The sequence below is a fragment of the Bartonella sp. A1379B genome (genome assembly GCF_002022485.1).
Classification (GTDB): domain Bacteria; phylum Pseudomonadota; class Alphaproteobacteria; order Rhizobiales; family Rhizobiaceae; genus Bartonella; species Bartonella rochalimae.
Genome location: NZ_CP019780.1, coordinates 205,930 through 221,680 on the forward strand (window position 1 = coordinate 205,930; position 15,751 = coordinate 221,680).

A 15,751-nucleotide genomic window follows, 5' to 3' on the forward strand; every position below is an offset into this window, starting at 1 on the left:
AAACAGAATAGTACATTAAGGTAAAGAGATTCATCATCAGGCAAGTGATGAACGTGTTTTTTCGAAACGTTTACGTTCATTTGGATCTAGGTAGAGTTTACGCAAACGAATATTTTTAGGCGTCACTTCTACTAGCTCGTCATCTTGTATCCATGACAGTGCACGTTCTAAGGTCATTTTGATTGGAGGGCTTAATTTTACGGCTTCATCTTTACCAGAAGCACGCATGTTTGTTAGCTTCTTCCCTTTTAAAACATTTACTTCTAAGTCATTATCGCGTGAGTGTATGCCAACAATCATACCTTGATAAACTTTTACGCCAGCATCGATCATCATAGGGCCACGATCTTCAAGATTAAAAAGCGCATAGGCAACAGCTTCACCATTATCATTTGAAATCATTACACCATTGGTACGGCCACTAATTTCTCCCTTATAAGGCTCATAGGCATGGAAAAGACGATTCATAATTGCTGTACCACGTGTATCCGTTAAAAGTTCAGATTGATAGCCAATAAGTCCGCGGGTTGGTGCATAAAACACAAGGCGTACACGATTTCCACCTGATGGACGGAGTTCAATCATTTCTCCTTTGCGTTCTGACATTTTTTGAACAATGGTTCCGGAATATTCTTCATCAACATCGATTACAACTTCTTCAATTGGTTCTAAAGTTATTCCATTTTCATCTTTTTGCATAACTACGCGTGGTCGTGAAACACTTAGTTCAAATCCTTCACGACGCATGTTTTCAATAAGGACCGCGAGCTGTAATTCTCCTCGTCCTGAAACATAAAAAGAGTCTTTATCATCTGATTCTTCAATTTTAAGAGCTACATTTCCTTCTGCCTCTTTTAACAAACGGTCACGGATAATTCGACTTGTTACTTTATCTCCTTCTGTACCAGCAAGGGGACTATCATTCACAAGAAAGCTCATAGTAACAGTGGGTGGATCAATTGGTTGAGCAATAAGAGACTCATTGACGGAAAGATCACAGAAGGTATCAGCAACAGTTCCTTTTTGGAGTCCTGCAATTGCTATAATATCTCCAGCAGCACTTTCTTCAATAGGTTGTCGTTCTAATCCACGGAATGCTAAAATTTTTGAAATACGCCCAGTTTCTAAAAGTTTTCCATCTTGTCCCAGAACTTTAATATTTTGATTGGGTTTAATTGAGCCCGAATGAACGCGTCCTGTAATGATTCGTCCCAAAAAAGGATCGGCTTCAAGGATAGTACCGATCATGCGGAATGGTCCTTCAGCAATGGTTGGTGTAGGTACATGACGGACTACAAGATCAAACAAGGCACTTAATCCTTGATCTTTGGGTCCTTCAGGAGATACAGCCATCCATCCATCACGACCTGATCCATAAAGAATAGGGAAATCCAATTGTTCATCGGTTGCATCAAGAGCTGCAAAAAGGTCAAAAACTTCATTGACAACTTCATCAGCTCGGGCGTCAGGTCGATCAATTTTATTGATTGCAACAATAGGACGTAATCCTACTTTTAACGCTTTTCCAACAACAAATTTGGTTTGTGGCATAGGACCTTCAGCAGCATCAACAAGGACAATAGCTCCGTCTACCATATTAAGGATACGTTCTACTTCACCACCGAAATCGGCGTGACCAGGGGTATCAACAATATTAATTCGGGTATCTTTCCAAACAACAGATGTTACTTTTGCTAGAATTGTAATACCGCGTTCTTTTTCGATATCATTTGAATCCATCATGCGCTCGCTTGTGCGCTGGTTATCACGAAAATTTCCTGATTGTTTGAGGAGTTCGTCTACAAGTGTTGTTTTACCGTGGTCAACGTGGGCGATGATAGCAATATTACGCAATTGCATAAATTTTCTTCTTTTCGTTTAATGAAATTCTCTTTGAAGTAAAGCTTTTCTCTTTACAGTTTCAGATCTTTTACAGTTTTTTTTAGACTTTGGGAAGAGGAAGAACATTTTTTATAAAAATGAAAGAGAGATTTTAATACGTGCCATATTAAAGTAAGATTCCAGTTAAAATAAAAGAAGCAACGGAAAAGTAAATTATAATACCCATGACATCTACTAAGGTCGCAACAAAGGGAGCCGAAGCACTTGCCGGGTCAAATTTTAAGCGTTTAAGAATAAAGGGCAGCATAGATCCGACTAAAGAACCGAATGTAACAATTCCAACTAAAGCTATTCCTACAGTTATAGCAATAAAAAACCAATAATCACCATAGTTATAAATTCCGAGTTGTTGCCAAACAGCAATCCGTATAATACCGATGATTCCGAGTAAAATACCAAGGGAGATGCCTGTTGGAATTTCACGAATAATGACTTTCCACCAGTCTTTGAGTGTGAGTTCCCGTAAGGCTAATGCACGAATAATAAGAGACGTTGCTTGTGAACCAGAGTTTCCTCCTGAACTCATAATAAGAGGAATGAATAATGTAAGAGCAATTACTTTTTCAAGTTCTGTTTCGAAATATTGCATGGCGCTTGCTGTTAACATTTCACCCATAAAGAGTAAAGCCAGCCAGCCACCGCGTTTTTTCATCATTCCCAAAAAATTTATCTGCATATATGGTTTATCTAAAGCTTCCAATCCTCCAAATTTATAGGCATCTTCACTCATTTCATCGACCATAGAGTCAAGTACATCGTCAACTGTTACAATACCAATCACATGATTGCTGTCATCAATAACTGGTACAGAAAGAAGATCATGACGTTGAAAGAGACGAGCAATATCTTCGTGGTGTGTAAAGGGTGATATTGTGATAGGTGTATCGTGTGTGGAGACGTTTAAAATTTTATCATCAGGTGAGGCAAGAATAAGGTTACGGAGAGAAACGGCTTTGAGAAGGGTACTTGTTTTCGGATCAATGACATAGCTTGTGTATACTGTCTCACGTGTTCTTTCAACATCCCGAATATGATCTAAAGTTTTTTTTACAGTCCAATTCGCTGGTACTGCTATAAACTCTGTTGTCATCAATGCACCAGCTGTATGATCTGGATAACTGGTAAGTTTTTTGAGTTCAGTCCGAGTTAAAGATTTTAGTAAAGCATAAAACCGTTTACGCGTTTCTTGATTCATTTCTTGGAAGACGTCCGCAGCAGCATCTGCAGACATACCGTCAAGAATTTCGACAGCAAGATTCACGGGCAAAAGTTCAAGAATAGCAGCTGGGCTTTCAAGTTCTGGTTTGTCAAAAAGTTCAATGGCATAATCAATAGGCAAAAGACTGAGGATAATTACCCGTTCCATAATATCAAGACCATTAATGATATCAATCGAGTCGGCAAAATGAAGATTTTTTAATTCTTCAGCAAGGGCTTCAGAAGGTAAATCTTTGAGGTTGCTAGTAGATGTTTTGATTTCAGTCATAGCGAAGTGCCTTCTAAAAGATTAGAGATATATAGATAGAATGAATCAAAATTATAGACAACTTAGAATACAAGTTTTTCAATTGTTAATATTCAAAATAAAGTCAAGGATAGATTGCAATTTGTAAAAACTGTAAACAATTTCATGAGGCCAGAAAAAGAATTTTTTGTGCATATTCCAAAATAATAAAATAATATTTTTATATAAAAATTTAAATTTACAAGGCTATTTTAGAGTATAAAATTATTATTAATAGGCCATATCACATAGGTGACTATTTGATTTTAAATTTACTAATGTAGGCAGTATAATATTATGACACAAGCAGCAATGTTCGACTGGATGGAATTGTCAGGTTTTCCTGATTTTTCTTCAATAAATGATGATGATTTTAAACCTGCTTTTGAACAGGCACTGAAAGAGGCTGAAGAGGAAATAGAAGTTATTGCTGCTTTGGAAGAATTACCAACACTTGAGAATTTTTTGCAGCCTTTTGAGCTCGCTGGTAAGAATCTTGATCGCGTATGCTCTATATTTTTTCTGCGTGCGAGTGCACACAGTAATGAATTGATTCAAAAATTAGAACAAGAATTTGTTGTTAAACTTTCACGTTATTCTTCAAAAATTATGATGGATACGCGGATATTTGCGAAAATGGATATGCTCTATAAAAAAGCACAGCAAGGTTTGTATGACCATGAAACTGAACGTGTGCTTGAATTAGGGTGGAAGAGATTTGTTCATAATGGTGCAAAACTTGATGAAAAGGGTAAAAAACGTCTTGTTGAAATTGATGAAAGGCTTGCCCTTTTAGGTGCTACTTTTGGTCAGCATATCTTAAAAGATGAGGCTGAATGGATTTTGTTTTTGGAACAAACAGATTTATCTGGTTTACCAGATGATCTTATTGCTTCTATGAAAGAAATTGCTTGTGAGAGAGGCCGTGATGGACTGTATGCATTAATCTTAACGCGCTCGATTGTTGAACCTTTTTTAAAATTCTCTCATCGTCGTGATTTGCGTAAAACAGCTTTTCAAGCTTGGTCTCAACGGGGTGAAAATACTCATGATAATAAAGCAATTATTGTGGAGATGATTGCACTTCGGAGCGAAAAGGCAAAATTGTTGGGGTATAAATCTTTTGCGGATTTAAAGCTTGACAATACTATGGCTAAAAATGTTGATGCAGTTATGAATTTGCTTATCCCTGTATGGGAGCGGGCAAAAGTTAAGGCTGCTACTGAACAGGCTGAATTACAAAATTTTGCAAAAAATCAAGGAGATAATGAGCCTTTAAAAGCTTGGGATTGGCGTTATTATGCTGAAAAGTTGCGCACTGAGAAGTTTTTATTTGATGAAACAGAAGTAAAATATTATTTGCAGCTTGATCGCATGATTGAAGCAGCTTTTTTCGTTGCAAAAAAACTTTTTGGGATTTCATTTGAAGAAAAAACTGATGTTGCACTTTGGCATCCTGATGCACGCTTATGGGAGGTCAAAAAATCTGATGGAAGTTTACTTGGGCATTTTATTGGTGATTATTTTGCACGTTCTTCAAAACGATCTGGAGCGTGGATGAGCAGATTACAATCACAGCATAAATTGAACGGAGGGCAAAAGCCTATTGTTTACAATGTATGTAATTTTGCGAAGCCCTCTAAAGGGAAGCTTGCTCTTTTATCGCTTGATGATGCACGCACACTTTTCCACGAGTTTGGGCATGCATTGCACGGTTTGCTGTCTGATGTTACATGGCCATCTGTTGCGGGAACATCAGTTGTGCGTGATTTTGTTGAGCTTCCTTCTCAACTTTATGAGCATTGGCTCATTGTACCAGAAGTATTGCAATCATATGCTACGCATGTGGAAAAAGGTACTTCTTTGCCGCAAGCTTTGTTGGATAAAATTTTGTCAGCACATACATTTAATGCTGGTTTTAATGCTGTTGAATTTCTTTCATCTGCTTTAGTAGATATGGCTTTTCATCAAGAAGAAAAAGTGGTGGATCCAACATTTTTTGAACGTAAGGAATTAGAAAAATTAGGAATGCCTGATACAATTATTATGCGTCATCGTCCTCCGCATTTTGCACACATATTTTCAGGTGATGGTTATGCGGCTGGTTATTATTCTTATATGTGGTCAGAAGTCCTTGATGCTGATGCTTTTCAAGCTTTTGAAGAAACAGGCGATGTTTTCAATCCAGAACTTGCTAGTCGATTAAAGCGTTTTGTCTATTCTGCTGGAGGAAGTTATGATCCTGAGAAACTCTATGAATCTTTTCGAGGGCGATTACCTTCACCAGAATCAATGATAAAGAAACGTGGATTGTAAAGATAAAGTAGGGTGTCGATATACGATTTTATCTGCGGATAAATTAAGACATTGATGAAATACTATGATTTTTGAAATCTAGAACTAAAATTTTGTATGTTATCTATTTTAATTTTAGCTTTAACTAAAGCTCATATTTCTTATGGTATTATTAAATGATAAATCTATAGTTTTAAATAATTTTATTAAAATTTTTAGAGATATGATTGTATTTGAATAATGCAACGAAGTCTTTATTTTTGAAAAGCATAGTTAGCAGTTATAGCATTTTTTCTAATTGCATGATGCGTTTCATAAAGTACAGGTTTCACTTCAATTTATTTTAGAAATCTTTTTATAAACAAGACAATCACCATAAAACTAAGAATTTTTTTCAATTTTAAGATGTTAGATAATCATTAAGGAAAATAAACCATGAGATAAGTGTTTGACTTTAAGGTTATTGTTTTCTGATATGAGAGAGAGTTTCGTAGCTTGGATATCCATTTCCTTCTAAACCATGACGTAGCTGAAAAGCTTTAATCGCTTTCTTGGAAGCTATACCAATTTTACCATCAATTTCTCCTTCATAATCTCCAAGTTTTGCTAAACGAGATTGCAATTCTATACGCTCTTTGAAAGTAATAGGTTTAAATGGTCGATTCCAATCTTGGAATAATTTAGGATGTCCAGCAATACGATCAGAAAGAAGGCCAACAGCGAAAGCATAACGATCTGCATTATTATAACGTTTAAGCACAAAGAAATTTTTTGTTACCAGAAATGCAGGTCCTTTTGGACCGTCAGGAAATTTCAATATTGCTTGTTCAGATAAAGAAGGAAAAGGTTTTCCATGTGCGTGTTGAACACCTAACTCTTTCCATTGTTTAAAGGATAACCAATTTTCAGGTAATTTTTCGTTATTTGGTAATTTAACTTCAATTCCCCAGACAAGATTAGATTGCCAACCATTCGTATAGAGAAGGTTAGCAGAAGTAGCAAGTGAATCAGGAATCGAATTCCAAATATCAGAGCGCCCACTTCCATCCATATCAATAGCGTAGATGAGATAACTGCTTGGAATAAATTGCGTATGTCCTAGTGCTCCTGCCCAAGATCCCACGAGTTGAGAGCGGTGAATTTCACCTCTTTGTAGAATTTTCATTGCTGCAATAAGTTGCGTGCGCGCGTATTTTTGACGTTTTGGGTCGGCATAAGCTAAAGTTGCAAGTGAACGGATAGTATCACGCATTATGCCTTTATTTGTTAAAATTTTTCCATAGTTGCTTTCCATCGACCAAATGGCGAGGAGGAGATTACGATTAACACCAAAACGCTTTTCAATTTTTTGTAACCACTGTTGCCATTTTTTAGCTTGCTGTTTTCCTTCTACAATTGCATCGTCATGAATGCGATTGTCAAAATATTCCCATGGCATATCAACAAACTCTGGTTGATATGCTGCTTTTTTTAAGACTTCTTGGTCAATTGTATGAATTGTTTTAAAAGCCATATCAAATGTGGATGGTGAAATATTGTTGGCTAAAGCCGTTTTTTTGAATTCATTAATCCAGTGTTGAAAACTACTATCGGCATATGTAGGCGAGGAAAAAACTATTAGAAGAGTGGCAAAGGTAGAGAGTAAGCGAATGAAAGATAACCTTTGATTTATAGTTTTTTTTAAAAAAAATAATGGACTAAATTTTATTGTTTTCATTTTCTAATTTTTATCTATGTAAAAGTGTTCGGATGTGCAGTTATTTTATTTTCGTATTTAATAAAATCTATATCAGATCAAGTAAAATTTGTCTTAAAATGAAACGATTTAATTAATTATTGCGTCTTTTCTATGTTTATTATATGAAAATTTAGAAAATAGAACATTTTTATTTATTTGTAGTTAAAATATAATGATAAATTGTATCAGAGGATTATCTAACAAATATTGTATTGGTAAGTAGGAAGATGAATGTGTGTAAAATCCGTAAGGCAGTATTTCCTGTAGCGGGTCTTGGTACTCGTTTTCTTCCAGCAACAAAAGCAGTTCCTAAAGAAATGCTAACTGTTGTTGATAAGCCTGTTATTCAATACGTGGTAGATGAGGCACGTGAAGCAGGTATTGAGCATTTCATTTTTATTACTGGGCGCAATAAGGCAGTTATTGAAGATTATTTTGATGCTCAGGTTGAATTATATACAACTCTTGCTGAATGTAAAAGAATAGAGGAGCTAGAGCATTTAAAAAATTTGCAATTGCAGCCAGGAATGACTTCTTTCACTCGGCAACAGCAGCCTTTGGGATTAGGACATGCTGTTTGGTGTGCGCGTGAGCTTGTTGGAAAAGAGCCTTTTGCTTTATTATTACCGGATATGCTCATGCAAACTAAAAAAGGTTGTCTTTCTGAGATGATACATCTTTATGAAAAAACAGGAGGAGGTAATATTATTGCTGTTCAAGAGTGCAATCATGAAGAAGTATATAAATACGGTATCGTAGGAAAAGGAAAGCAGGTCGCAAATGGTTTTGAAATCACACAAATGGTAGAAAAACCAGCTATAGAAAGGGCTCCATCTAATCTGTATATTAATGGACGTTATATTTTGCAGCCAGAGATTTTTGATATTTTATCTGATCAAAAACGAGGAACAGGAAATGAGATTCAATTAACGGATGCTATGGTGCGACTTTCAAATGAACAAGCTTTTTTTGGTTTTCAATTAGATGGGCGCACTTTTGATTGTGGATCTAAAATTGGCTTTATTGAGGCTAATGTTGCATTTGCTCTTTCACGTACTGATATGCATCAGCAACTTTTTACATCGCTGAAAAACTTACTTGAAAAAATTAACGTTGAAAAATGATATAGACTTTAAGAGTGATTTCATTTATCGAATTCAGTTATGACGATACAGTCTTCTAATACGTTAAATCTACAAAATGCAGTTATCTTAGCGCTTAAGACTATTTCTATTGAAAAACGAGGGCTTGAAGTTCTTGAAAAGGCTTTTCAGGAGAAGCTTGCAGATTCTTTTAAAGCAGCTGTCCAAGCCATTAGCAATGCAAATGGTCACGTGGTAATTACTGGACTTGGTAAGAGCGGTCATATAGGGACAAAAATTGCCGCGACTTTAGCTTCAACTGGAACACCTGCTTTTTTTATCCATGCTGCGGAAGCTAATCATGGTGATCTTGGTATGATTTGTTCTGATGATGTTATTCTTGCTTTATCGTGGTCTGGGGAAACTACAGAGTTAAGTGGTATTATAAGCCATGCTGCACGTTTTCGTATACCACTAATTGCAATAACATCTGGTGAGCACTCTATATTAGGACGGCAAGCTGATATTGTGTTATTATTGCCAAAAGTAGAGGAAGCTTGTCCTCATGGTCTTGCTCCGACAACTTCAACAACTATGCAATTAGTGATAGGAGACGCATTAGCTATTGCTCTTTTGGAAATGCGAGGTTTTACTGCGACTGATTTCAAAATTTATCACCCTGGGGGATCTCTTGGGGCAAACCTTAAATACGTGCGTGATATTATGCATCAAGGGGATCGTGTCCCTTTAGTTACACAGGGAGTGCCCATGACAGCAGCTATGGAGATTTTGGTTGAAAAACACTTTGGTTGTGTTGGTGTTGTAAATCCAAGAGGTGAATTAATTGGAATTATAACAGATGGTGATCTTGCACGCAATATTCACAATGATTTGTCACAATTCAATGTTGATGAGGTAATGACTAAAAATCCAAAGACTGTTGGCCCAGATACACTCGTTGGTGCAGCAACAGCATTTATTAATGATCATCATATTGGAGCATTTTTCGTGATTGAAAATAAAAAGCCTATTGGAATTGTTCATTTTCACGATCTTTTGCGTATTGGTGTGGCATAAGTTAATTAATATTGAGAGGGCAATATATTTATCAGCAAAAAATGATGAGATAATAGCAGTAATCTTTTTGAGAGGAAGAATGCTTGAGATATATCTATTGGTGAATGGTTATTTGTTAAGTTTATGGTAATGTAAGATCATAGATATAGTAATATCTTTTAATAATAATTTCCTCACAGGAAGAAAGAACTTTCTCCTGTGAGAGTACTTTTTATATTTTTATAAAAAGTTTTAAATTTTATTTAGGTTTTGCGTTTGAGGAAGAATTGTGAACCAGTGTTTGATGTACAGAGGAGTTGCATTGTATCATTAGATATTGTGCAACTTGCTCTAGAAACGGTTCCACGAACAAGCGAATATATCTCAATTTCTACGTGGTGAGTGTTGATATAATTGTAGGTACCTTCTGAAAGCTTTTCTTTTGTATCTGCTGCTCGTGTTTCAAAAATACCACTACGAAAAGAAGAAATAATACCATTTGTGTCGATCCATTCTCCATCGATTCTAGTTGGCATATTGTTGATAAATAAGAATTTATTGCGATTTTGCGAAGGATTGCAAGCAACTAATATTAAAGCAATTATTGTCAGGTATAAAATACAGCAAATATGTTTCATGTTTTTTACTCTATATGTTTTCGTTTTCTTTATTACTTTTTATGACAAGTTTAAAGTAAAGGCAAAAAATTGAAAAGACTCTTAAACATTGTGTTTAATGAATAATTTGGTAAAATTAGCATGCCGGTTACAAAAGGTAAAATATATTTTGTGGTTTGTAATGAATCTTATTATAAATATATTTAGTAGTCTCAGAGGAGATTATTAAAGCTATGGTTGGTCCTATTCTCGTTGCGGGGGAAGATCACGGAAAGCGTGCAGAGCTTTCTACTATGCTTCGAGGATTTGGCTACCGCGTTATTGAAGCAGAAAATAGCTTACGCATAATTGATCTTTTATATAGGCGTAAAAATATTACGCTTGTGTTGCTTGATGTTACTATTAGTGATTTAGGTGTAAGTGATCTAATTAAAATGATTAGAATGGCTCGAATCTCTATTCGAGTCATTGTTATAGCAAAGCAAGATAATCAAGAATTAATTCAAAAAGCTTTAAAAGCTGGAGCTATTGATTATTGGTTCTATCCAGTTACCCCATTACGGTTGAGAGTTACTTTGAATAATCTTGCGTTCATTTCCGCATTAGAAAATGAAATTCAGTATGTTCGTAGGCAAAAAGAAAATCATTTACGATTTTTTGATATCTATAAAAAAAGCACTGTAATGCAGGCCATTTTAGAACAATCAAAAAGTGCAGCAACTTCTTTTCAGAATCTTTTGATAGAAGGTGAAGTAGGGACTGGTCGTGAGAAATTAGCTCGTATTATTCATGATGAAAGTTTTTTTTCAAAGGGGAATTTTGTTCGCTTCCAATGTTTACCAGTTTTTGATCCAGAGGAAGAGAATCGTTTTTGGTTTAAAGAGTTTGTACCGCTAGTTTCTTCTCTTAAGCATGGGACGCTTTGCTTATGTGATATTGATCGATTAGAGCCAATACAGCAAAAACGTTTTGCGCATTATCTTCAAGAGAGAGCAGAAGCAGCAAAAGATAAAAATCTGCCTTTTCGCATTATTGCTCTTTCAACATCGCGTCTTGCAGATTTAGTCCAGGTAGGTTTTTTTACACATAGTTTTTTTGAAAAAATTTCCCAATTATATATTAATATACCTGCTTTGCGAGAGTTGAGAGGTGAACTTCCAGAAATTTCTCAGTGTTTGATTGACTATATTATTGCTGAAACCGGGCAATCGCATGTGCATGGTTTAGGAGGGACGGTTATTTCTATGTTTATGCAGTATGATTGGCCTGGTAATTATAGAGAACTGGAAAATTTGCTATTTCGTGCGGTTTTGATGAGCGAAGGACCATTATTAACTGTGAGAGATTTTCCGCAATTAATAAAAAATCCACACATGAATATTTCAAAGATAACTGATAATGATATTCAAGAACGCTATGAAAGAAAATTTATACGACTTTTTAATGTTGATGGGCATGTACGCACTTTTTCTGAGATGGAGTGTGATATTATTAAAAAGGCAGTTGCACATTATAAAGGACGTATGAGTGAAATTGCTCGACGTCTTCAGATTGGGCGTTCTACTCTTTATCGTAAAATAGAGGAATTGAAGACAATAAATAATCAAAAGCAGTAATAAAATTTTTAACAAAACATCTGTATCTACGAATTATAATAGTTCAACAGAGTGTGATTGTTTTATCATCAAAAAAGAAGTCTTTTTAGCCATAAATTAGCCATAAAAATGAAATGTCATTTATTGCAATAATTTGTTTGTTTCAAATATTTTCGGACAACAATAGTAAAGTTGCTTAGAATTTTTGAATATGAACATCAAAGTTTTAAAAATAATGATGTTTTTTGTTATATCTTATAGAAAATGATCATATTCTTTTTTCTACAGATTAAAAGATAGAACCATTGATTCTAATGTTTCTTTACGTATTTATTGAGTGTATGATATTTTTTAGAAAGAAAGTTTCTCTCTTTGACGTTATTAAACATTATTGTTGGCTTCACTGCACTTTTCGTTATTGCTTCTATGTTAGCAATTTATACTTATGGTTGTTTCATTAGAAGTGCTAGAGGAGAGTCTTCTTATGCACTAAATGTTGAGAAAAGTGAGACTGAAATTGATCGTATAGTAAGCAGATTAGCAAAAGAGACAAATGGAGTGGGAATTGATAAGGATGCTCTTTCACTTATTGTAAGCAATTTAGATGCATTTTGTGTTCGTGCGATAGGTGCAGCAAAAGCTGGACGCAGTCTTGATCTGATGTATTACATTTGGAATGATGATTTAACAGGCCGTTTGCTGCTTAGCGAAGTAGTTAAGGCAGCTGATCGTGGTGTACGAGTGCGTCTTCTTTTAGATGATATTAATGCTCAGGGGCGTGATCCGGCTTATGTTGCACTTGATAAACATCCTCATATTGAGGTGAGAGTGTTTAATCCAGGGCGCGTACGTAAAGGTGGTTTACGCCGTGGTTTAGAGATTATATTACGGGCGATTATGGTAACGCGCAGAATGCACAATAAAGCCTTTATTGTTGATGGGCGTGTAGCTTTAGTAGGAGGGAGAAATCTTTCAGATGCTTATTTGGGTGTAAATAAACAGTCAAGTTTTCGAGATTTAGATCTCATGTTAATTGGACCATCGGTTAAAAAAATAGAAACGATCTTTGATAATTTTTGGAATAGCGCTGTGGTTTTACCGATACATACTTTGGTTGTTCCTGACAGAGAAGGAGATCTCGATATTTGGAAAGCTAAATTACGTAAATTCCGTAATTCAAAAGTTGCCAAAGTTTATTTAACTTATGTCAATAAGCATATCAATTTTGAATATTTTATTCAAATAGGTAAACGATTATTTGTAGCAGATAAAGTAGATGTTCTTTCAGATCCTCCAGAAAAGGCATTACGGAAGCATACGGCAAATTGGTTGATGGAAGCTCTTTCACAGGTTATTGATAGCGCAAAAAAAACAATTCAGATTACATCGCCTTATTTTGTTCCGGGTAAAGAAGGAACACGGAGTTTCCGCAATTTGGTATCAAAAGGTATTAATGTCAAAATTCTTACTAATTCTTTGGCAGCTACTGATGTGGCCATTGTACATGGAGGTTATGCGCCTTATCGTAAAGTGTTATTGAAAAGTGGTGTTCAACTCTATGAACTAAAACCAGATGGAGGAACTCACCGATTGCGGTTGTTTAGATCTAATAAGGCGAGTTTGCATACAAAAGCTTTTTTAATTGACTGTAAAACTGCTTTTATTGGATCTTTAAATTTTGATCCTCGTTCCGTTTCATTGAATACAGAAATGGGGATTCTTTTTGAATGCCCACCAATAGCAACGAGATTAGATTTGCTTTTTTCTGAAGAAACGACCGGTGAAATGAGTTATTGTTTACGTCTTGGTGATAATGATCGTATTTACTGGGATTTTATTGAAAATGAGAAAAAATACAGCGTTGATTATGAACCAGAAAGTAATTTGAAGCGTCGTGCATTTGCAAAAATAATGAGTTGGTTACCCATTGAGTCGCAGTTATAGATTGTACACGTTCTATTTTAGAAAAATATTTATTTTCTCTTTTCATTTTATCGGTCACATGGCATAATTGATCGCCAATTCGTGACTTAAGAGAACTAAAGTTGCCCCTATAACTGTCACAGTGTTTTAGTATTAGAGGAATTTGGCTATGGCAAAAATTATTGAAACAAGCACAGGTGCATTGGCACTAACCTTTGATGACGTGCTTTTGCAGCCAGGTCATTCTCTCGTTATGCCTAGCCAAGTGGATCTTAAAACCCGTATTGCAGCAGATATTGAGTTGAATTTACCACTCCTTTCTGCTGCAATGGATACGGTTACAGAGTCTCGTTTAGCAATTGCTATGGCTCAAGCGGGTGGTCTTGGTGTTATTCATCGGAATATGTCTCCTGCGGAGCAAGCTGAAGAAGTACGTCAAGTGAAGAAATTTGAATCCGGTATGGTTGTTAATCCAGTGACCATTGGTCCTGATGCAACACTTGAAGAAGCTAAGGATTTGATGCGTGCTCATAGTATTTCAGGTATTCCAGTTGTTGAAAGTGGTGCTAAAGGCAAAATTTCTGGTCGACTTGTTGGCATTTTGACGAATAGGGATGTGCGTTTTGCATCAGATCCAAAACAAAAAATCTATGAATTAATGACGCATGAAAATTTAATTACAGTGCGTGAAAATGTTCAACTAGATGAAGCAAAATATCTTTTACATCATCATCGTATTGAAAAGTTACTTGTTGTAGATGAACAAGATCGCTGTGTTGGTTTGGTGACAGTTAAAGATATTGAAAAGGCACGATTAAATCCGAATGCTGCAAAAGATTCTCAAGGTCGTTTGCGTGTTGCTGCTGCGAGTAGTGTGGGGAATGAAGGAATCGAACGTGCTGAACACTTAATTGATGCGGGCGTTGATCTATTAGTAATTGATACGGCTCATGGTCATTCTCAACGTGTATTGGATATGGTTAAACGTATTAAAAAAATGACCTTTTCTACGGTTGTTATTGCTGGTAATGTAGCAACTCCTCAAGCAACACAAGCTTTGATTGATAGTGGTGCCGATGCGGTAAAGGTTGGTATTGGGCCTGGTTCTATTTGCACAACGCGAATTGTTGCAGGCGTTGGTGTTCCTCAACTTGCAGCTATTATGGGAGCTGCAGAAATTGCTGATAAAGCAGGCATTCCTATTATTGCTGATGGGGGTATCAAAGCTTCCGGTGATTTTGCTAAAGCTTTAGCAGGTGGTGCTTGTGCCGCTATGATTGGTTCTCTTCTAGCTGGTACAGAAGAAAGTCCAGGAGAAGTTTATCTCTATCAGGGCCGATCCTTTAAGGCTTATCGTGGTATGGGGTCAGTTGGTGCTATGGCAAGGGGATCAGCAGATCGTTATTTTCAGGCTGAAGTTCGAGATACACTCAAATTAGTGCCTGAAGGTGTTGAAGGGCAAGTGGCGTATAAAGGCCCCATCGCATCAGTTTTACATCAACTGGCAGGTGGATTGCGTGCTTCTATGGGGTATGTTGGAGCACAAAATTTAGCTGAGTTTCGTGAAAAAGCAACTTTCGTACGTATTACCAATGCTGGTCTTTATGAAAGCCATACACATGATGTTGCTATTACGCGTGAAAGTCCGAATTATCGCGGACCTATTTGATATGTAAAGGTTATCAGTACTTAGAATGAAATAATTAAGGTGTTGATTACTTTGTAAAGAGTTTTCCTCTTTAATTATTTCAGACTTAATAAAAGGAAAGAATTGGAGTATTAATTTCCAATTCTTTCTGGAAGTTGTAGTTATGTAGAAGTTATATAAATAAAGTTAACTTTTTACGTTCTTCCGTCCTGTTTTTGATGCATATTGGCGATTGTTAGCCATATCACCTTGGACGGATTTCTTGCTACCGTTTGAGGGCATTTTATTTTGGCTGCTTTTGGATGCAGTTGTTTTTCCATGACTAGAAGTCTTCATTATTTTCTCCTTTTTAATTATTTGGCATATACCAATTGTAAGACAAACGGTCATG

Annotated in this window: 11 protein-coding genes; 6 read left to right on the forward strand and 5 right to left on the reverse strand. The window is 35.9% G+C overall.

The features are described from left to right. Nucleotides 1-36: 36 nt before the first annotated feature. Complete coding sequence (gene typA / locus BA1379B_RS00850) at nucleotides 37-1,860, reverse strand: translational GTPase TypA (RefSeq protein ID WP_078673574.1); 1,824 nt, start codon at nucleotides 1,858-1,860, stop codon at nucleotides 37-39. 148 nt (nucleotides 1,861-2,008) lie between these two features. Further along, on the reverse strand, nucleotides 2,009-3,388 hold the full coding sequence (mgtE, locus tag BA1379B_RS00855; RefSeq protein ID WP_078673575.1) for a magnesium transporter: 1,380 nt from the start codon (nucleotides 3,386-3,388) through the stop codon (nucleotides 2,009-2,011). A gap of 315 nt (nucleotides 3,389-3,703) precedes the next feature. Between mgtE and BA1379B_RS00860 the strand changes: the two genes are divergently transcribed. Then, entirely contained in the window at nucleotides 3,704-5,722 is a 2,019-nt protein-coding gene (locus tag BA1379B_RS00860; protein WP_078673576.1) for a M3 family metallopeptidase, read from the forward strand. A gap of 439 nt (nucleotides 5,723-6,161) precedes the next feature. Here BA1379B_RS00860 and BA1379B_RS00865 read toward each other — a convergent pair whose 3' ends face one another. Further along, a complete protein-coding gene (locus BA1379B_RS00865) occupies nucleotides 6,162-7,418 on the reverse strand; it encodes a lytic murein transglycosylase (RefSeq protein WP_035006291.1) in 1,257 nt (418 codons plus the stop codon). 254 nt (nucleotides 7,419-7,672) lie between these two features. On the opposite strand from BA1379B_RS00865, the gene galU reads away from it, so the two are divergent. After that, on the forward strand, nucleotides 7,673-8,563 hold the full coding sequence (gene galU, locus BA1379B_RS00870; RefSeq protein WP_078673577.1) for a UTP--glucose-1-phosphate uridylyltransferase GalU: 891 nt from the start codon (nucleotides 7,673-7,675) through the stop codon (nucleotides 8,561-8,563). A gap of 39 nt (nucleotides 8,564-8,602) precedes the next feature. Continuing rightward, nucleotides 8,603-9,598, forward strand: a complete 996-nt coding sequence (locus BA1379B_RS00875) for a KpsF/GutQ family sugar-phosphate isomerase (RefSeq protein ID WP_035006289.1) — start codon at nucleotides 8,603-8,605, stop codon at nucleotides 9,596-9,598. 242 nt (nucleotides 9,599-9,840) lie between these two features. Here the strand turns inward: BA1379B_RS00875 and BA1379B_RS00880 are convergent, their stop codons facing one another. Beyond that, nucleotides 9,841-10,215, reverse strand: a complete 375-nt coding sequence (locus BA1379B_RS00880) for a hypothetical protein (RefSeq protein ID WP_035006288.1) — start codon at nucleotides 10,213-10,215, stop codon at nucleotides 9,841-9,843. Between the two features lie 212 nt (nucleotides 10,216-10,427). On the opposite strand from BA1379B_RS00880, the gene BA1379B_RS00885 reads away from it, so the two are divergent. The 3 genes from BA1379B_RS00885 (at nucleotide 10,428) to guaB (ending at nucleotide 15,381) form a co-directional block, all read left to right on the forward strand. After that, a complete protein-coding gene (locus BA1379B_RS00885) occupies nucleotides 10,428-11,810 on the forward strand; it encodes a sigma-54-dependent transcriptional regulator (RefSeq protein ID WP_035006287.1) in 1,383 nt (460 codons plus the stop codon). A gap of 351 nt (nucleotides 11,811-12,161) precedes the next feature. Further along, complete coding sequence (locus BA1379B_RS00890; RefSeq protein WP_078673579.1) at nucleotides 12,162-13,733, forward strand: phospholipase D family protein; 1,572 nt, start codon at nucleotides 12,162-12,164, stop codon at nucleotides 13,731-13,733. A gap of 148 nt (nucleotides 13,734-13,881) precedes the next feature. Continuing rightward, nucleotides 13,882-15,381, forward strand: a complete 1,500-nt coding sequence (guaB, locus tag BA1379B_RS00895) for an IMP dehydrogenase (RefSeq protein ID WP_035006285.1) — start codon at nucleotides 13,882-13,884, stop codon at nucleotides 15,379-15,381. Nucleotides 15,382-15,546: 165 nt separating this feature from the next. On the opposite strand, the gene BA1379B_RS06850 is transcribed toward guaB, so the two are convergent. Further along, a complete protein-coding gene (locus tag BA1379B_RS06850; RefSeq protein ID WP_167884994.1) occupies nucleotides 15,547-15,696 on the reverse strand; it encodes a hypothetical protein in 150 nt (49 codons plus the stop codon). Between the last annotated feature and the right edge of the window lie 55 nt (nucleotides 15,697-15,751).